Source organism: Blastococcus sp. PRF04-17 (assembly GCF_023016265.1).
In the GTDB taxonomy this organism is placed as follows: Bacteria; Actinomycetota; Actinomycetes; order Mycobacteriales; family Geodermatophilaceae; genus Blastococcus_B.
On record NZ_CP095412.1, the window covers coordinates 1,631,475 to 1,648,877 of the forward strand.

At 73.5% G+C, this 17,403-nt stretch carries 16 protein-coding genes and 3 pseudogenes; 7 read left to right on the forward strand and 12 right to left on the reverse strand.

Annotated features, from left to right (window positions below; all coding sequences use genetic code 11):
- The first annotated feature begins 224 nt into the window (after nucleotides 1–224).
- From MVA48_RS08265 to MVA48_RS08280, 5 genes are all read left to right on the forward strand, one after another.
- A complete protein-coding gene (locus MVA48_RS08265) occupies nucleotides 225–539 on the forward strand; it encodes a DUF1490 family protein (protein WP_246987749.1) in 315 nt (104 codons plus the stop codon).
- Nucleotides 539–2,209, forward strand: a complete 1,671-nt coding sequence (locus MVA48_RS08270) for a heavy metal translocating P-type ATPase (RefSeq protein ID WP_305852298.1) — start codon at nucleotides 539–541, stop codon at nucleotides 2,207–2,209. Before MVA48_RS08265 ends, MVA48_RS08270 begins: the two co-directional genes overlap by 1 nt.
- Nucleotides 2,113–2,718, forward strand: a complete 606-nt coding sequence (locus tag MVA48_RS23740) for an HAD-IC family P-type ATPase (RefSeq protein ID WP_305852299.1) — start codon at nucleotides 2,113–2,115, stop codon at nucleotides 2,716–2,718. Before MVA48_RS08270 ends, MVA48_RS23740 begins: the two co-directional genes overlap by 97 nt.
- Nucleotides 2,719–2,860: 142 nt before the next feature.
- A complete protein-coding gene (locus MVA48_RS08275; protein ID WP_246987751.1) occupies nucleotides 2,861–3,877 on the forward strand; it encodes a permease in 1,017 nt (338 codons plus the stop codon).
- Nucleotides 3,878–3,887: 10 nt separating this feature from the next.
- Entirely contained in the window at nucleotides 3,888–4,658 is a 771-nt protein-coding gene (locus tag MVA48_RS08280; protein ID WP_246987753.1) for a TIGR03943 family putative permease subunit, read from the forward strand.
- A gap of 21 nt (nucleotides 4,659–4,679) precedes the next feature.
- On the opposite strand, the gene MVA48_RS08285 is transcribed toward MVA48_RS08280, so the two are convergent.
- Complete coding sequence (locus tag MVA48_RS08285) at nucleotides 4,680–5,120, reverse strand: MarR family winged helix-turn-helix transcriptional regulator (RefSeq protein ID WP_246987754.1); 441 nt, start codon at nucleotides 5,118–5,120, stop codon at nucleotides 4,680–4,682.
- 77 nt (nucleotides 5,121–5,197) lie between these two features.
- Here MVA48_RS08285 and MVA48_RS08290 point away from each other — a divergent pair, with 77 nt between their 5' ends.
- Nucleotides 5,198–5,842 (forward strand): maleylpyruvate isomerase family mycothiol-dependent enzyme, encoded by a 645-nt coding sequence (locus tag MVA48_RS08290; protein WP_246987757.1) that lies wholly within the window; start codon nucleotides 5,198–5,200, stop codon nucleotides 5,840–5,842.
- Nucleotides 5,839–6,150, forward strand: a complete 312-nt coding sequence (locus MVA48_RS08295) for a hypothetical protein (protein ID WP_246987759.1) — start codon at nucleotides 5,839–5,841, stop codon at nucleotides 6,148–6,150. Before MVA48_RS08290 ends, MVA48_RS08295 begins: the two co-directional genes overlap by 4 nt.
- A gap of 5 nt (nucleotides 6,151–6,155) precedes the next feature.
- Here MVA48_RS08295 and def read toward each other — a convergent pair.
- The 11 genes and pseudogenes from def to MVA48_RS08355 all read right to left on the reverse strand — a co-directional run bounded on the left by def (nucleotide 6,156) and on the right by MVA48_RS08355 (nucleotide 17,392).
- Nucleotides 6,156–6,640, reverse strand: a pseudogene (def, locus tag MVA48_RS08305) (peptide deformylase).
- 57 nt (nucleotides 6,641–6,697) lie between these two features.
- Nucleotides 6,698–7,048 (reverse strand): PUA domain-containing protein, encoded by a 351-nt coding sequence (locus MVA48_RS08310; RefSeq protein WP_246989124.1) that lies wholly within the window; start codon nucleotides 7,046–7,048, stop codon nucleotides 6,698–6,700.
- A gap of 83 nt (nucleotides 7,049–7,131) precedes the next feature.
- Nucleotides 7,132–7,677 (reverse strand): annotated as a pseudogene (gene proB, locus MVA48_RS08315) (glutamate 5-kinase); the annotation flags it as partial.
- Between the two features lie 121 nt (nucleotides 7,678–7,798).
- A complete protein-coding gene (gene obgE, locus MVA48_RS08320) occupies nucleotides 7,799–9,286 on the reverse strand; it encodes a GTPase ObgE (RefSeq protein ID WP_256461138.1) in 1,488 nt (495 codons plus the stop codon).
- A gap of 75 nt (nucleotides 9,287–9,361) precedes the next feature.
- Nucleotides 9,362–9,619: a 50S ribosomal protein L27 gene (gene rpmA, locus MVA48_RS08325; RefSeq protein ID WP_246987763.1), complete on the reverse strand. Its 258-nt coding sequence runs from the start codon at nucleotides 9,617–9,619 to the stop codon at nucleotides 9,362–9,364.
- A 7-nt stretch (nucleotides 9,620–9,626) separates the two neighbouring features.
- Nucleotides 9,627–9,950 (reverse strand): 50S ribosomal protein L21, encoded by a 324-nt coding sequence (rplU, locus tag MVA48_RS08330; RefSeq protein WP_246987765.1) that lies wholly within the window; start codon nucleotides 9,948–9,950, stop codon nucleotides 9,627–9,629.
- A 207-nt stretch (nucleotides 9,951–10,157) separates the two neighbouring features.
- Nucleotides 10,158–13,013: an Rne/Rng family ribonuclease gene (locus MVA48_RS08335; RefSeq protein WP_246987767.1), complete on the reverse strand. Its 2,856-nt coding sequence runs from the start codon at nucleotides 13,011–13,013 to the stop codon at nucleotides 10,158–10,160.
- 298 nt (nucleotides 13,014–13,311) lie between these two features.
- The gene (locus tag MVA48_RS08340) at nucleotides 13,312–14,073 is read right to left on the reverse strand and encodes a TIGR03936 family radical SAM-associated protein (RefSeq protein ID WP_246987769.1); all 762 of its coding nucleotides are present in this window, start codon (nucleotides 14,071–14,073) and stop codon (nucleotides 13,312–13,314) included.
- Between the two features lie 27 nt (nucleotides 14,074–14,100).
- A complete protein-coding gene (locus MVA48_RS08345) occupies nucleotides 14,101–15,471 on the reverse strand; it encodes a TIGR03960 family B12-binding radical SAM protein (RefSeq protein ID WP_371821231.1) in 1,371 nt (456 codons plus the stop codon).
- 41 nt (nucleotides 15,472–15,512) lie between these two features.
- Nucleotides 15,513–16,022, reverse strand: a pseudogene (locus MVA48_RS08350) (TIGR03960 family B12-binding radical SAM protein); the annotation flags it as partial.
- A gap of 29 nt (nucleotides 16,023–16,051) precedes the next feature.
- Complete coding sequence (locus MVA48_RS08355; RefSeq protein ID WP_246987771.1) at nucleotides 16,052–17,392, reverse strand: hypothetical protein; 1,341 nt, start codon at nucleotides 17,390–17,392, stop codon at nucleotides 16,052–16,054.
- Between the last annotated feature and the right edge of the window lie 11 nt (nucleotides 17,393–17,403).

Below are 17,403 nucleotides of genomic sequence, written 5' to 3' on the forward strand. Positions count from 1 at the left end.
CTCCGCACCACGCGTCGAGGACGCACTCTCCTTCGACGGGACGCGTGACGCCCACGGTGCCCTCGTCCGCCGGTCCCCGCAGGTGCGGGGTGAGGTGCGCGACATCGCGCGCCGCCGCGTCGAAGGCCCGAGTGCGGGCAGTGGTACACCTTGGGCGCGCATCGAGGTGACGATGTAGGAATGGGAACCGTTGTCGCAAGGACCCACGATTGCACGGAGGGCACATGTCCGACTCACCAGCCCACGGGCGGACCGCCGGTGCCGGGCGCCTGCTCCGCAAGGCCGCCGGCACGGTCGTGACCGGGGTCGTCGGCGTGCTCGTCGTGCGAGCGGCGGAGCGCGGAGAGCCCGGCAGTCTCCCGCGCAAGGCCGCCGTCCGCGCCACCCGCTGGGGGATCGTGGCGTCCCGCCGCGCCGAGGCTGCCATGGAGCAGGCGCGCCTGGCCGCCGGCGACGTCCGGGCACAGGCGTACGCCGATCTCGGCGAGCGGGTGCCTCCGCCGGCCGACCGGTCCGGCGGACACGACCACAGCCACTGATGCGCCCCCGCATCGTCGCGGATGCCGGCGGGCGGATGCGGCTCTCGGCGCCCGCCCTCATCGGTTCGGCGGCCCGAGCCGTGCACGTGGAGAACGCCCTCGACGAGATCCCCGGCGTGCTGGCCGCACACGCCTACCCGATCACCGGGACGGTGGTGGTCTTCGTCGGTCCCGGCGCCGACCCCGAGGAGATCCTCACCGCCATCGCCGCCGTCGAGGAGCTTCCGGCCGACGCGGTGGCCGACCGAGCCCCGCGCTCCGCCGACGTCGCCACGATCGATCTGGTGCGGATCGGCGTCGGAGGTGCTGCCCTGGTCCTGCTCGGCGTCCGCCGCTACGGACTGCGGCGCCCTCCCCTGCTGTCGGGAAGAAGCCGCTTCGCGGCGACCGTGGTGACGATCTTCACCGGCTACCCGTTCGCCAGGGGCACGGTCGGCACCCTGGCCGGCGAGCGCACCGCCGGGACCGACGCCCTGGTGACCGCCGCGACCCTGGCCAGCCTGCTGCTGCGCGAGAACGTGGTCGCGCTCACCGTTCTCTGGCTGCTCAACATCGGCGAGTGGCTGCAGGACCTCACGCTGCGCCGGACGCGTGCCGCCATCTCCGCGCTGCTCGCCGGTACCCAGACCTCGGCGTGGGTGCTCCGGCCGGGGACCCCGGACGTCGAGGTCCAGGTCGAGCTCGCCCGGCTGCGAGTCGGCGACCACGTCGTGGTCCACGACCAGGCCACTCTCCCGGTCGACGGCGAGGTCGTCGACGGCGAGAGCGTCGTCGACCAGGCGGCCATCACCGGCGAGCCGCTGCCGGTGTCCGTCCGGCCTGGGTCTCGCGTGCACGCCGGCTCGGTCAACCTGCGTGGACGGATCGTGGTCCGGGCGACCGCCACCGGCTCGGACACCGCCATCGGCCGGATCATCGCCCGGGTCGAGCGGGCTCAGGGCGACCGGGCGCCGGTCCAGACGGTCGGCGAGACCTTCTCCGGCCGCTTCGTGCCGCTGTCGTTCGCCCTCGCCGGAGCCACCTGGCTGGTCACCGGCGACGTCCGCCGGGCCATGACGATGCTGCTGATCGCCTGCCCCTGCGCCGTGGGTCTGTCGACCCCCACGGCGGTCAGCGCCGCCATCGGCAACGGCGCGTCCCGCGGCGTGCTGATCAAGGGAGGCGCGCACCTGGAGGCGGCCGGCCGGGTGGACACGGTGGTGTTCGACAAGACCGGGACGCTCACCGTCGGGCGCCCGGTGGTCACCAACGTCGTCTCCTTCTCCCCGGCCTGGACGCCCGAGACGGTCCTGGGCTACGCCGCGAGCTCGGAGGTGCACAGCCGGCACCCGCTCGCCCAGGCGGTCATCCGCTCGACCGAGGAGCGGCACGTGTACATCCCGCCCCACGAGGAGTGCGAGGTGCTCCTCGGTCTGGGCATGCGCACCCAGGCCGACGGGCGCGTGCTCCTCCTGGGCAGCGAGGCCCTCATGGCCGACCAGGACGTGCCGGTGGCCGCGGAGGCGCTGGACTGGCTGGCCCAGCTGCGCGCGGCGACCGAGACCCCCTGCTGCTGGCAGTGGACGGCGAGCTCGTGGGGCTGGTCAGCCTGCGGGACGAGATCCGCCCCGAGGCCGCGCAGGTGCTGGCCACGCTGCGTGCCACGGGGGTCGAGCGCATCGTCATGCTGACCGGCGACCACGAGGCGACCGCGCAGGCCGTGGCGGGCTCGCTCGGCATCACCGAGTGGCGGGCGGAGACGCTGCCGGAGGACAAACAGGACGTCGTGACCGCCCTCAAGGCCGAGGGCCGCACGGTCGCCGTCGTGGGTGACGGGACCAACGACGCACCGGCCCTGGCCAGCGCGGACATCGGAATCGCCATGGGCGTCTCCGGAACCGACGTGGCCGTGGAGACCGCCGACGTCGCGCTCGTGGGCGACGACCTGAGGCATCTGCTCGACCTGCGCGACCTGGGCCGGCAGACCCTGCGGATCGTCCGCCAGAACTACGGCATGTCCATCGCCGTCAACGGGGCCGGTCTCCTGGTCGGAGCCGCCGGCGCACTGTCACCGGTGTTGGCAGCCGTACTGCACAACGCGTCGTCGGTAGCGGTGGCCGTCAACTCCGCCCGACTCGTCCGGTACCGGCGCACCATCGCGTCGGAACGGCTCGGATCGGGCGCACCGGCGGCGCGGTGAGCGGTGACCCACCGAGAGGCCGGGCGCCCGGCGGGCGGCAGTCGACGTGCCACCCGTGGAGGTTCCGCCGGGAAGCACCCGGAGCGTGAGAGCCTCGGTCGCCCGTGTGCGGCGACCCACCATCCCCGAGGAGACCGTACCGATGACGCCTGAGGCGCCGCCGTTGCGGGACGACGTCCACACCGGGGCGGATGCCGCTCCGCCCACGCGGCGCATCACCTCCGGCGACCTCCTCTTCCTTCTCCTGCTGATCCCGATCGCGCTGCACTTCGTGCGCCCCGACTGGTTCCAGGGCGCGGCACTGCGGGCGTGGTCGACGGTGTTCGTGGCGGTCTGCCTGCAGGCACTGCCGTTCCTGGTGTTCGGCGTCCTCCTGTCCGCGGCGATCACGGCCTTCGTCCCGGCGTCCTTCTTCGAGCGGGCCCTGCCGAGCCGCCCCAACGTCGCCGTCCCCGTCGCCGGCGCCGCCGGTGCGGTGCTGCCCGGCTGCGAGTGCGCCTCCGTACCTGTGGCGGGCAGCCTCGTCCGCCGAGGCGTGGCGCCGTCCGCGGCGCTGGCGTTCCTGCTCAGCGCGCCGGCCATCAACCCCGTCGTCGTCGTGGCGACCGTGGTCGCCTTCCCGGACGAACCCATGATGGCCGCAGGCAGGTTCATCGCGTCGCTGCTGGTGGCGCTGATCATGGGCTGGTTGTGGTCGGCGTTCGGACGCCCGTCCTGGCTACGGCTCTCCTCTCGGTCGCCATCGACCGCCGACGGCAGTCGCGCAGCGACCTTCGTGGGCACGGCGCAGCACGACTTCGCGCACGCCGGTGGGTTCCTCGTCGTCGGCGGCCTCACCGCGGCCACCCTCAACGTCGTCGTCCCGCGAGCCTGGCTGGACACCCTGGCCGGGTCGGTCGTGCTGTCGATCGTCGTGATGGCCCTTCTCGCCGTCATCCTCGCCATCTGTTCGGAGGCCGACGCCTTCGTGGCGGCCAGCCTCACCTCGTTCAGCCTCACCTCCCGGCTGGTCTTCCTCGTGGTGGGGCCGGTCGTGGACGTCAAGCTGATCGCGTTGCAGTCGGGCACCTTCGGCACGCGCTTCGCCGTGCGATTCGCCCCGGCCACGCTGGTCGTCGCCGTCGGTTGCGCCCTCCTCGTCGGGTGGGCGCTGCTGTGAAGGACGTCCCGTGGAACGGCTGACCCAGCACCTGCTGCTGGTCCTGCTGGGTGGGGTGACCCTGCGGACCGCCCTGACCGATGCGCACCTGGCCTACGTGCTGGCCGGGTTCCGCCCGCTCCTGGTCGGCGCGGGGGCCGTCCTCCTGGTGCTCGGCGCGGTCGGAGTAGTGCGCGACTGGCCACTGCGTCTCTCTGACGAGGAGGACGAGGACGTCGACGAGGACATCGACGAGGGTGGCGCCGGCGACCACGACCACCCGACGCACGGCCCCCCGAGGATCGCGTGGCTGCTCGTGCTGCCCGTCGCCGTCCTGCTCCTCGTCGCGCCGCCTGCCCTGGGCGCATACACGGCCGAGCGCCAGGCGCAGGCCGTCGTGGTGCCCGAGACCGACCGCGGCTCCTCCTGGCGCCTGGGTCCCGACGACGTCGGGGCCGACCACCGCTCGATGACGCTGCTGGAGTACTCCATGTACGCACTCGGCGGCGGAGAGGAGGCCCTGCGCGACCGATCGGTTCGGTTGACCGGGTTCGTACTCCCGCGCAGCGACGGCACCTGGTCGATCGCGCGCATCCGGATCAGCTGCTGCGCAGCGGACGCCGTGCCCGTCGGCGTCGTGGTCGCCGGCGACCAGGGAGACCTCGTGGCGGACCAGTGGGTGCAGATCATCGGCACCTGGGGGCCGGCCACGACGCACCCGGACGGCGGGTATCCCGAGCCGGTGATCGTGCCGGTCGAGGTGCGGGTGATCGACGCTCCGGAGAACCCCTACGAGGTCTGACGGCCCGAGCGCGCATGCGGGTCACCGATACGGGTCGGTGACCTCGCGCAGCCGCTCCAAGGCTGCCCGCAGCTGCGCCGTGGTCTCGGGGCCGAGGTGCGCCGTCCACTCGGCCTCCACCTCGGCCTCCACCTGCCGCGCCAGGGCGACCACCTGCTGTCCGCGCTCATCGATCCGCACCAGTCGCGCGCGCCCGTCGGTCGGGTCGGGCACCCGGCGGACGTAGCCGGCGCGCTCGAGCTGGTCGACCAGGTGACCGGCGGTCTGCTTCGTCACCAGCGACTGCTCGGCGAGGTCGGTCAGCCGGGTGCCGTCCGGGCCGATGCGTGCGGCGATCCGGGCCTGCGCCGGCGTGAGATCGTCCATCCCGGCCGCGGCGAGCGCCGCGAGCACTCGGGCCTCCATGGCCCGGGACGGGTAGAAGCAGAGCAGGCCGAGGTTCTGCCGCTCCTCCGTTGCCACGCGCACGATCCCCCTTGACGTTGGTCAGAACATCGAACCAAGATGGTCAGGACATCGTACCAAGTGCAGGGGGCGACATGGACGTCGACCAGATCTGGGCGGCCATCGACGCGGAACGGTCGAGCCTGGCCGACCTGCTCGAGGACCTCTCGCCGTCCGAGTGGCGCACGCCCCCGCTGTGCGACGCCTGGCGGGTCGGCGACGTCGCCGCCCACCTGACCCTCGCCCATGCGGGCTACCGCGACGTGTTCACCGCCGCCCTTCGCGCGCGGGGGAACTTCGACCGCATGATCCGGGACGAGGCCCTGCGGGCTGCCTCCCTGCCGCAGGAGGAGTATCCGCGCCGGCTGCGGGCGATGCTGGGCTCGCGGCGCACCGCTCCCTTCCTCACGCCCAAGCAGCCCCTCCTCGACGTGCTGGTCCACGGGCAGGACATCACGGTCCCGCTGGGCCGCTCCCGTCCCATGCCGGCCGCGGCGGCAGCCGTGGCCGCCCAGGCGGCGTGGGACGTCGGCTTCCCGTTCCGCGCCCGCCGGCGACTGGCCGGGCTCCGGCTCACCGCGACCGACGCCGACTGGACCGTCGGGTCGGGCGCACAGGTGGAGGGCCCCATCGCGGCCCTCCTGCTCCTGCTCACCGGCCGCCAGGCCGCCCTCGACCAGCTCACCGGCGACGGCGTGCGCACCCTGCGGCGCCGCGAGGAGATGAGGAGACCGTCATGACCTGGGGTGTGATCGTCGACGTGCCGGCGCCGGTGGAGGTCTACGACGCGATGCACGCCCGCCTCCTGGAACGGACCGGCGGCTCGGTCGAGGGCCTGCTGGTCCACCTCGCCCGGGAGACCGGCAGCGGGTTCCAGATCGTCGAGGTGTGGGAGTCGCAGGCCGCCTACGAGCGGAGCACGACCGAGATCGTCGGCCCGATCGCGCGGGAGCTCACCGGCGACGCCCCGCCGCCGTCTTCGGCCGACACCGCGCGGACGTTCGAGGTGCGCGGCCTGGTGCTCCCCCGCGCGCAGATCGCCGTCTGAGGGGGTCAGCTCCGGTCGCGCAGGGCCCGCAGTGCGGACTTGCGCGCGTCACCGGTGAGCCGGTCGAGGAAGACCTTGCCGTCGAGGTGGTCGACCTCGTGCTGCAGGCAGCGGGCCATGAGGCCCTCCCCTCCAGCCGCAGCGGCTTGCCGTCGACGTCGAAGCCCTCCACGACGGCGTGCATCGCGCGCACCGTCGGCGCCCAGATGCCGGGCACCGAGAGACAACCTTCGTCGCCGTCCTGCGTCTCCTCCGACAGCTCGACGATGGTCGGGTTGACCATGTGCCCGATCTCGCCGTCGATGTTGTAGGAGAACGCGCGCACGCCCACGCCGATCTGTGGAGCGGCGAGCCCGGCCCGGCCCGGGTGGTCGACGGTCTCGAGGAGGTCCCGGATCAGGCTGGCCAGCCAGCCGTCGAACGCCTTGACCTCGTCGGCGGGGGTGCGCAGGACCGGGTCACCGAGCTCTCGGATGGGACGGATCGTCACGCCCGGCAGTCTCTCAGCCGCTCGCCCCGGCCTCGACCGGCCCTCCCGCCGTACGAGTCAGCGGCCGACCAGCACCATCTCGTCGCGGTGCACGACCTCCCGCCGGTGCTCCGGCGGCAGGTCGGCGGTCTTGCGACCGAGCAGCCCGGGCATCTCGCGGGCGTCGTAGGCGACCAGACCGCGGGCGACCACGGCGCCGTCCGGCCCGACCAGCTCCACCGGGTCGTCGGCGAGGAAGTCACCGGCGAGCCCGGTGATGCCCGCCGCCAGCAGCGAGGCGTGCCGCTCCAGGACGGCGCGGACGGCGCCCTCGTCGAGGAGCAGCCGGCCGCGTGGCCGGCTGGCGTAGCGCAGCCAGAACTGACGCGCGCCGGGACGCCGACCGGTCGCCGGGAAGAGGGTGCCCACCCGCTCCCCGCCAGGGCGGCCGCGGCCTGGGCGGTCGAGGTCACGACGACCGGCACGCCCGCCTGGGCGGCGATCAACGCGGCCTCGACCTTGGTCGCCATGCCGCCGGTGCCGACGCCGTTGCGCTTGGCGGTGCCGAGGGTGACCGCGGCGAGGTCATCCGGGCCGGTGACCGTGTCGATCAGCTGCGCGGGGCCGACCCGTGGATCGCCGTCGTAGAGGCCGTCGACGTCCGAGAGCAGCACCAGGGCGTCGGCCTGCGCCACGTGCGCGACCAGGGCGGCGAGCCGGTCGTTGTCGCCGAACCGGATCTCCTCGGTCGCGACCGTGTCGTTCTCGTTGACGATCGGCAGCGCGCCCAGGGCGAGGAGGCGCTCCACGGTCCGGTGCGCGTTGCGGTAGTGGCTGCGCCGGGTCAGGTCGTCGGCGGTGAGCAGCACCTGCCCGACGGTGATCCGGTGCCGGGCGAAGGCGTCGGCGTAGGTCTGCACCAGCCGGAGCTGGCCGACGCTGGCCGCGGCCTGGGCCGTCGCGAGGTCCCGCGGGCGGCCACCGATGCCCAGCGGCGCGAGCCCCGCGGCGATCGCGCCCGAGGACACCAGGACGACCTCCCGGCCGGAGGCCCGCACCGCTCCGAGGACGTCGACCAGCGCTGCCAGGCGGCCGGCGTCCAGCCCCCCGGCAGCGTGGTGAGGGACGACGAGCCCACCTTCACGACCACCCGCCGCGCGCCGGCGAGCTCCGGCCGCGTCACGTCCGGTCGTCCGGGATGTCGCCGTCGGTCCAGGTGTCCTCGCTGAGCTCGTAGGGCACCCGGCGAGCCCGCTTGGCCGCCAGCCGCTCCTCGGCGCGCACCCGGTGCGGCGCGTCGACGCGCGCATCGGTGCCGCGGCCGCCGAGACCCGCCGACTCCTCGACGGTGAGCGTTCCGGCGGGCAGCGTCGGGACCCAGTCGAAGGTGACCCCGCCGATCGTGACGGCGTCGCCCTCCACCGCACCGGCCTTGGCCAGCTCCTCCTCGACGCCCAGCCGGTTGAGCCGGTCGGCGAGGAAGCCGACGGCCTCGTCGTTGGTGAAGTCCGTCTGCCGCACCCAGCGCTCGGGCCGCACGCCGCGGACGACGAAAGCGGCTGGATCCTCCGGGTCGCGCTCGACCGTGAAGCCCGAGTCGTCGACGGCCTTCGGCGTGACGGTGATCCGCGCGGGCTCCATCGGGGGCAGGCTCGCCCGGTGCTCCTCGACCGCCGCGGCGAGCGCGTAGCCGAACTCGGCCAGCCCCTCGCCGGTCGCCGCGCTCACCGCGTACACCGCCAAGCCGCGCTTCTCGAGGCTGTCGCGGACGAGGTCCACCAGCTCCCGCGCGTCCGGCACGTCGATCTTGTTGAGGACGGCGATCCGCAGTCGCCCGACCAGGTCGAGCTCGTCCCCGCCGTACTCGGCGAGCTCGTGCTCGAGCGCGTCGATGTCGGTTTCGGGGTCGCGGCCGGGCTCCATGGTGGCCATGTCGACGACGTGCACCAGGACGGCGCAGCGCTCGACGTGCCGGAGGAACTGCACACCCAGGCCCTTGCCGGTGGACGCGCCGGGAATGAGCCCCGGGACGTCGGCCATCGTGTAGACCGTGTCGCCCGAGCGGATCACGCCCAGGTTCGGCACGAGCGTGGTGAACGGGTAGTCGGCGATCTTCGGCCGGGCCGCGGACATGGCGGCGACGAGCGACGACTTGCCCGCCGACGGGAAGCCGACCAGGCCGACGTCGGCGATGCTCTTCAGCTCGATGACCGCGTCGAAGGCCTCGCCCTCCTCGCCGAGCAGCGCGAAGCCGGGGGCCTTGCGGCGGGCGTTGGCCAGCGCCGCGTTGCCGAGTCCGCCCTTGCCGCCCCTCGCGAGGACGACGCGCGTGCCGGCGCCGACGAGGTCGGCGATCTGGCGGCCGTCGGGGGTGCTCACGACGGTGCCGGCAGGCACGCGCAGGACCTTGTCCTCGCCGCGGGCGCCGTGCCGGTTGCTGCCCTCGCCGGGGCGGCCGTTGCCGGCCTTCTGGTGCGGGCGGTGGTGGAAGTCGAGGAGCGTGTGGACGTTCGGGTCGACCTCGAGGACGACGTCCCCGCCGTCGCCGCCGTTGCCGCCGTCGGGACCGCCGAGGGGCTTGAACTTCTCGCGGTGGATCGAGGAGACGCCGTGCCCGCCGTTGCCGGCTGCCACGTGCACGACTACCCGATCGACGAAAGCGGCCATGCTCTACCTACCAAGCGCCGCGAGCGCACGGGCCCGATCGCCCGTGCGCTCGACGGCGTGTGACTGAGGGGTGGTTCAGGCGTCGACAGCGGTGATGGAGACGGTCTTGCGTCCCCGCCGCGTGCCGAAGGTGACCGCACCGGCCTCGAGGGCGAACAGCGTGTCGTCGCCACCGCGGCCGACGCCCAGGCCCGGGTGGAAGTGGGTGCCGCGCTGGCGCACGATGATCTCGCCGGCCTTGACGACCTGGCCACCGAAGCGCTTCACGCCCAGGCGCTGGGAGTTCGAGTCGCGACCGTTACGGGACGACGAGGCGCCCTTCTTGTGTGCCATGTCGGCCTCAGCCCTTCGAGGTGTCTGTGCTGATGTCGGTGACCACGAGGCTGGTCAGGGGCTGACGGTGCCCCTGCCGCTTGTGGTAGCCGGTCTTGTTCTTGAACTTGTGGATCTTGATCTTCGGGCCCTTGCCGTGCTCGACGATCTCGCCGGTCACGGTCACCTTCGCCAGGGCGGCGGCGTCGCTGGTGACGGTGTCGCCGTCGACCAGCAGGATGGCCGGGAGGGCGACGGTGTCGCCGGTCGCACCCGCCAGGCGGTTGATCCTGAGCGTGTCGCCCACGGCCACCTTGTGCTGGCTGCCACCAGCCTTCACCACTGCGTACACCACTGAACTCCTCGTTCGCTTCTTCGTGTCCTCACGCGCACGACCGGAGCGATGGCCGGGTGCTGGACGGGCTGCGGACGCCTGACCCGCGGCACCCGGAGGCGCCCGCGCGGTGGCGGTGCAACCCGATCAGCGTACCCGACCGTCCGGCCCCGCTGCAGGGGCCCGCCACGAGCCTGCGAGTGGTGGGGGCAGCGGGGTCCTCCTTCAGGAGACGGGCGGACCCGCCGGACGGCTGGCCGCCCGGCGACGGCGCGGGCGCCCGGTCGCCGGCGCCTCGTCGGAGGCGACGGCCGGCTCGGCGGCCGGCTCGGGGGCCTCCTCCACGACCGGCTCGACCGTCGTCACGGCTGGTGAGACCGGAACCGGCTCCACCGGAGCGGCTCCCACCGGAGCGGGGACCGCGGCCACCGACTCCTCGGCCGTCGTCTCGGCGCTCTCCGGTGTCTCCGCGGTCTCCTCGACGACGGGCTCGGCAGCCGTGAGCACGGCGGCGTCCTCGGCCGCGCGCTCCTCCCCCGCCTGTCCGCGGTTGCGCCGGCCGCGGTTGCGCCGACCGCTACTACGGCCGCCCTCTGCTGCGTCGCCGTCGGTCTCGGTGGGCACGTCGGGCTGCTCCGGCGCCGCGTCGACGGCGTCCTTGCCGCCGTCCCTGCCGCCGTCCTTGTCCTTGGCGTCACGGGACCCGCTGGACCGGTCGCGGCGGCCGCTGCCGGTCCCGCCACCGCCGCTGCCTCCGCCGTTGCCTCCGCCGTTGCCTCCGCGGCGCTTCTCGTCGACCGGGTCGGTGCTGACGATGATCCCCCGCCCGCGGCAGTGCTCGCAGGGCTCCGAGAAGACCTCCAGCAGACCCTGGCCCACCCGCTTGCGGGTCATCTGGACCAGGCCCAGCGAGGTGACCTCGGCGACCTGGTGCTTGGTGCGGTCGCGGCCCAGGCACTCGGTGAGCCGCCGCAGCACGAGATCGCGGTTGCTCTCGAGCACCATGTCGATGAAGTCGATGACGATGATGCCGCCGATGTCCCGCAGCCGGAGCTGGCGGACGATCTCCTCCGCCGCCTCCATGTTGTTGCGCGTGACCGTCTGCTCCAGGTTGCCGCCCGAGCCGACGAACTTGCCGGTGTTGACGTCCACGACGGTCATGGCCTCGGTGCGGTCGATGACCAGCGAGCCGCCCGAGGGCAGCCACACCTTGCGGTCCAGCGCCTTGGCCAGCTGCTCGTCGATGCGCAGGTCGCGGAAGGCGTCGCCCTCACCGGTGAACCGGGTAAGACGCCCGCTCAGCTCCGGGGAGACGTGCGCGACGTAGGCCTCGACGGTGTCCCAGGCGTCGTCGCCCTGCACCACGAGCTCCTTGAAGTCCTCGTTGAAGACGTCGCGGATGACCCGGATCGCCAGATCCGGCTCGCCGTAGAGCAGTGTCGGCGCGTTGCTGGTCGACTCCGCCTTCTTCTGGATCACGTCCCACTGCGCGGTCAGCCGGTTGACGTCGCGGGTGAGCTCCTCCTCGGAAGCCCCCTCGGCCGCGGTCCGGATGATCACACCGGCGTCCTCGGGCACGATCTTCTTCAGGATGTCCTTGAGCCGCTGCCGCTCGGTGTCGGGCAGCTTGCGGCTGATGCCGGTCATCGAGCCGCCGGGCACGAACACCAGGAAGCGGCCGGGCAGGTTGATCTGCTGGGTCAGCCGCGCGCCCTTGTGGCCGATCGGGTCCTTGGTGACCTGCACCAGCACCTTGTCGCCGGACTTCAGCGCGGTCTCGATGGACCGCTGCTTGCCCGACAGACCGGCGGCGTCCCAGTTGACCTCACCGGCGTAGAGGACGGCGTTGCGCCCCTTGCCGATGTCGACGAACGCCGCCTCCATGCTGGGCAGCACGTTCTGCACCCGGCCGAGGTAGACGTTGCCCGCGAAGGACGTCGCCGACGCCTGGGTCACGTAGTGCTCCACGAGCACGTCGTCCTCGAGGACGGCGATCTGCGTGCGCTCGCCCTTCTGCCGGATGACCATCTTGCGGTCGACGGCCTCGCGCCGGGCCAGGAACTCGGCCTCGGTGAGGATCGGCGCCCGACGACGACCGGTGTCCCGTCCGTCGCGGCGGCGCTGCCGCTTGGCCTCGAGGCGGGTGGACCCGGTGACCCCGCGGACGTCGTCGTCGCTGGTCGTGCGTCCGTTGCGGCCGGCCCGCTCGGGGCGGTCGTCGTCGTCGACGTCGTCGGCCGAGCCCTCGCCACCGCTGCTGCCGCCGCGACGACGACGGCGGCGCCGGCGGCGGGTGCTGGAGCCGCCCTCGGCGTCGTCGGAGTCGGCATCCGAGTCGGCGTCGGCGTCGGCGGTGGTCTCGTCGTCGTCGGAGTCGGAGTCCTCGGTGTCGTCGGCGTCCGAGTCCTCGGAGCTGTCGTCGCCGGTGCGCCCCCGACCCCGGCCGCGGCGGCCGCGGCGCCGGCGTCGGCTGCCGGTGGTGCCCTCGTCGCGGTCCTCGGTGTCGTCGGAGTCCTCGGCGTCCTCGGCCTCCTCGTCGGTCAGCTCGTCGACGTCCTCGACGTCCGGCGTCTCCACCGGGCGGCGGCGCGAGCGGCTGCGGCGGGAGCGCGGTGCCGGCTCGTCGGCGTCGTCGGTCTCGGCGGTCGGTTCGTCCGTCTCGACGTCCTCGGCGGACGCCGCGGCGCGGCGGCTGCGGCGCCGCGGCGCCGGCGGGGCGTCGGGCTCCGACGGCGCGACGAAGCTGATGAACGCCGGGACCGCCGGTGCGGGCGCGGGCGCGTCCACCGAGTCGGGGTCGGCGGCGATGACCGTGCGGGTGGCACGGCGGCGGGGACGGGCGACGACGGCCGTCGGCTCCGGGGAGCTGAACGGCGCGGCGAACCGCGGCAGCTCCGGCTCCGGCTCCTGCTCCGGCTCCTGCTCCGGCTCCGGCTCGTCCTCGGCCGGCTCGGCCGCTTCGGCGTCGTTCGGCACGGAGGAGTCCTCGGAGACCGCGGGGACCTCGGTGACCGCGGTCCCGGTGTCCTCCTCCGTCGTCTCGTCGGTGGTGTCGTTGGTGGTGCTGTCGGTGTCGGCCACGAGGGCTCGCCTCCTCTGTCGCTCCCGGGCGCCGATCACGAGGACTGGCAGCCGCGCAGGAGCACGGGTTGGGCCGGACGGGCCGTCGCACGGGGTACGGCGGGTGTGGCTCGTCCTGCGGAAGTCTGTGGGTCGGCCACATCGCGGCGGTTGCCGCGGCCGTGGCCGGTGGAGCTGGTCTGGCGGTCGTGCCGGTCTTTCCGGGTGGTCTGGGTTGGCCGGGCCCGGGCGGGCCGGTCGGGTGCGTCACGTCTGGCAGCCGTGCCGCTCGACGGCGCGCGGCCCCGGGGACCGCCGGTCAGCCCGCCGCGTGCCCCTGGAGGAGGCGCGCCGCGCGGTCCGGACCGAGCGGATCGGCCACGGTCCCGGTGTCGTCGAGCCGGCCCTGCGCCTCACGCACGGCCCTGGCGGGCAACGGCGGGTGCAGGTCGGCGACGGCAGCCAGGGCGGCCAACACGTCGTCAGGTCGTACAGCGGGCGTCAGCTGCCGGACGACCATGTGCAGTATGGCACAACCTGCCTCCTCGGCCGCCGACGCGCTGGCGACCGAGGCCCGCGCGTCGACGTCCTTGAGACCGTTCTTCGTCCGCTTCGCGACGGTCACCACGTCGCTGGCCAGGAACGCCGCCACGGCGGCCTGCAGGTCGGCCAACGCCACACCGGGCAGCTCGACCCGCCACACGGAGGTGTCGATCCGGTCGGCCAGCGCACCGGTCCCCTCCCCCGCCTCCACGCACTCGAGGATCGCGACCTCCGCCGGCAGCGCCGCGTCCAGCGCGGCGCGCACCGCCTCGGGATCGCAGGCGGTGGACAGGCCGATCTCGACGTACTCGGCCTCACTGGCCGCGCCGGTCGGGGCGGCGCCGAGATAGGAGATCTTGGGGTGCGGGCTGAAGCCGGCGGAGAAGGCCATCGGCACCCGCGCGCGGCGCAGCGCCCGCTCCAGCGTGCGCGCCAGGTCGCGGTGGCTGGCGAACCGCAGCCGTCCCCGCTTGGCGTAGCGGATGCGCAGCTTCTGGACGGTCGGCGGCGGCGGGGGGCCGTCGGGCTGGCGGGCCATCAGACGGTGTCCATCAGACGGTGTCCATCAGACGACGGTCAGCGGCAGCAGGCTGCGCCCGGTGGGACCGATCTGGATCTCGGTGCCCATGGTGGGGCAGACGCCGCAGTCGTAGCAGGGAGTCCACCGGCAGTCGGCGACCTCCTCCTCCGAGAGCGCCTCCTGCCAGTCCTCCCAGAGCCACTCCTTGTCCAGCCCGGAGTCAAGGTGGTCCCAGGGCAGGACCTCGTGCTCGCCGCGCTCCCGGGTGGTGAACCAGTCGAGGTCGACGCCGAAGGTCGCGAGCTCCTCCGCAGCCGCTGTCGTCCAGCGGTCGTAGGAGAAGTGCTCGCTCCAGCCGTCGAACCTGCCGCCGTCGCGCCAGACCCGCTCGATGACCCGGCCGACACGCCGGTCGCCGCGGGAGAGCAGTCCCTCGATCACGCCGGGCTTGCCGTCGTGGTAGCGCAGGCCGATCGACCGGCCGATGCGGCGGTCGGCGTTGATCGCCTGCCGGAGAACCCTCAACCGGTGGTCGATGGTCTCGGCGCTGGCCTGGGCCGCCCACTGGAACGGGGTGTGCGGCTTGGGCACGAACCCACCGATGGAGACGGTGCAGCGGATGTCCTTGCGGCCGCTGGCCTCGCGGCCGGCCTTGATGACCTCGACCGCCAGCTCCGCGATCTCCAGCACGTCCTCGTCGGTCTCCGTCGGCAGCCCGCACATGAAGTAGAGCTTCACCTGCTGCCAGCCGTTGGCGTAGGCGGTGGTGACGGTGCGGACCAGGTCCTCCTTGGACACGGTCTTGTTGATCACCCGCCGGATGCGCTCGCTGCCGCCCTCGGGGGCGAAGGTCAGGCCGCTGCGCCGCCCGTTGCGGGACAGCTCGTTGGCCAGCGTGACGTTGAATGCGTCCACGCGGGTCGACGGCAGGCTCAGGCTGGTGTTGGTGCCCTCGTAGCGGTCGGCGAGCTCCTTGGCCAGCTGCCCGATCTCGGAGTGGTCGGCGGAGCTGAGGCTGAGCAGACCGACCTCCTCGTAGCCGGTACTCCTGAGCCCCTGCTCGACCATCGAGCCGATGCCGGTGATGGTCCGCTCGCGCACCGGGCGGGTGATCATGCCGGCCTGGCAGAAGCGGCAGCCACGCGTGCAGCCGCGGAAGATCTCGACGCTCATCCGCTCGTGCACGCTCTCGGCCAGCGGCACGATCGGCGTCTTCGGGTACGGCCACTCGTCGAGGTCCATGACCGTGCGCTTGGCGATCTTCGTCGGGACGTCGTCCCGCAGCGGGACCACCTGGGCGATGGCGCCGTCCGCCCCGTAGGTGACCGCGTAGAAGCCGGGGACGTAGACGCCCTCGACGCGGGCCAGGCGGGCCAGCAGTTCGGTCCGGCCACCGGGCGGCCCTGGTCCTTCCAGGCGGCGACGACGTCGGTGATGTCGCCGACGACCTGCTCGCCGTCACCGAGGACGGCGCAGTCGACGAAGTCGGCGACCGGCTCGGGGTTGAACGCCGCGTGCCCGCCGGCGACGACGACCGGGTGGGTCTCGTCGCGATCCACTGCGTGGATCGGCACCCCGGCGAGGTCGAGGGCCTCGAGCAGATTGGTGTAGCCCAGCTCGGTGGCGAAGCTGACGCCGAGCAGGTCGAAGTCCCTGACCGATCGGTGACCGTCGACGGTGAACTGCGGGACGCCGTGCTCGCGCATGAGGGCGGCGAGGTCCGGCCAGACGGCGTAGGTGCGCTCGGCCAGGGCGTCCGGGCGCTCGTTGAGCACCTCGTAGAGGATCATCAGCCCCTGGTTGGGCAGCCCGACCTCGTAGGCGTCGGGATACATCAGCGCCCAGTGGACCGCGACGTCGTCCCAGGGCTTCACCTGCGAGTTCAGTTCACCGCCGACGTACTGGATCGGCTTCTGGATCTGGGCCAGCAGGGGCTCGAGGCGCGGGTAGACAGTCTCACCAGTCATGACCTGTCCAGGGTAGACGGCTGCGTGGATCAGCCCCCCGCCCCGACCTCCGTCGCGGCGACGCGCAGGACGGCGTCCACGGTCGTCAGCCACACGTCCCCGGTGTCGTCGACCGCGATCTCGAGGCGCTGTGTCGGGTGCCAGACCGCCGACCGCTGGACGACCTCCCCGGTGTCGGCGTCGATCCGGAGCAGCTCCACGTCGGCCGCCGGGGAGTCCCCGCCGACCGTGACCACCCAGAGCACCTCCCCGGACGCCGCGAGGACCTGCGGACGGCGCCCTTGCCCCACGCCCACCCGCAGCTCAGGGACACCGTCGGCGCCGATCCGGGTGACCCAGCCGGCGTTGCCTCCCTCGACGGCCCACACCGCGTCCGGGGTCGTCGCCAGCCGGCTGGTCACCCGGCCGGTGTAGAACGACGAGACCTTCTCCGTCGGTGGCTCGATCTGCGCGATCTGCCCGTCCTGCGGAACGCTGACCAGGACGCGCCCGCCGAAGGCGACGACGTCCTGCGGCACGCCGATCCCCGCCTGGGCCACCGCGACGGTCCGGGTGACCCTTCCGGTGGCCGCGGCGATCCGGCTGACCGTGCCGTCCCCCCCGTTGGCCACCCACATGTCGTCGCCGGACGCGAGGAGGCCGCCCGAGGGGTTCCGGCCGACCGGGATCCTCGCGGCGACCCGCCCTGCGCCGGCGTCGATGCGCGTGACGGTGCTGCGCAGCCAGCTGGTCAGCCACACGGCGCCGTCCCCGGCGGCCAGGCCGGGGACCTGCTCGGTGTACCCGACGTCCACGGTGCCGGCGACCGAGTCGGTGGTCCGGTCGATGCGTGCGATCTCGGTGGACCCCACGAGGGCGGCCCACACCGAGCCGTCGTCGAGCGCCAGGTCCGCGGCCCCGGGAAGAGGAACGGTCGCCGCCACCTCGGCCGGACGGGCGGCCGGCAGGTCGGTGGTCATGGGCGGGGGCGTGTAGGTCGTCCACGGTCCCGCGGTCAGCAGCTGCTGGCGGGGTGGGCACCCGTCCGGGCCGACCGCCTCGAACGTGACCGTGCCGCCGTCCCGGTCGACGTCGTACAGCCCTCCGCTGGTGGCCCGGTCGCACCGCGGGTTGGGGCCCAGCTCCAGCTTCCCGCCGGAGAAGCGAGCGACCTCGCCGATGGTCTCGATCGTCCCCGTGGGACCCATCAGCTCGAGGGACCCGTCGGCGAACTCGAGCGAGAACCATCCGGGTGGCGCGCCCTCGGGGATCGGGAGCAGGGCCTGCAGATGCCGGATGCGCTCCTCCTCGCCCCCGTCTCCCCGGGCGGCCACGACCGCGAGGACCAGCAGGAGGGCGGCGCCGGCCGCGACCACCCACCTGCTGGGCACGGGGTCCTGCC

Excerpts from the sequence above, each read along its gene's own strand:
- obgE (WP_256461138.1), bottom strand. The coding sequence starts at position 9,286 with ATGGCCGCTTTCGTCGATCGGGTAGTCGTGCACGTGGCAGCCGGCAAC.
- MVA48_RS08295 (WP_246987759.1), top strand. The coding sequence starts at position 5,839 with ATGACCTGGGGTGTGATCGTCGACGTGCCGGCGCCGGTGGAGGTCTAC.
- MVA48_RS08290 (WP_246987757.1), top strand. The coding sequence starts at position 5,198 with ATGGACGTCGACCAGATCTGGGCGGCCATCGACGCGGAACGGTCGAGC.
- MVA48_RS08265 (WP_246987749.1), top strand. The coding sequence starts at position 225 with ATGTCCGACTCACCAGCCCACGGGCGGACCGCCGGTGCCGGGCGCCTG.
- rpmA (WP_246987763.1), bottom strand. The coding sequence starts at position 9,619 with ATGGCACACAAGAAGGGCGCCTCGTCGTCCCGTAACGGTCGCGACTCG.
- MVA48_RS08275 (WP_246987751.1), top strand. The coding sequence starts at position 2,861 with ATGACGCCTGAGGCGCCGCCGTTGCGGGACGACGTCCACACCGGGGCG.
- MVA48_RS08340 (WP_246987769.1), bottom strand. The coding sequence starts at position 14,073 with ATGGCCCGCCAGCCCGACGGCCCCCCGCCGCCGCCGACCGTCCAGAAG.
- MVA48_RS08270 (WP_305852298.1), top strand. The coding sequence starts at position 539 with ATGCGCCCCCGCATCGTCGCGGATGCCGGCGGGCGGATGCGGCTCTCG.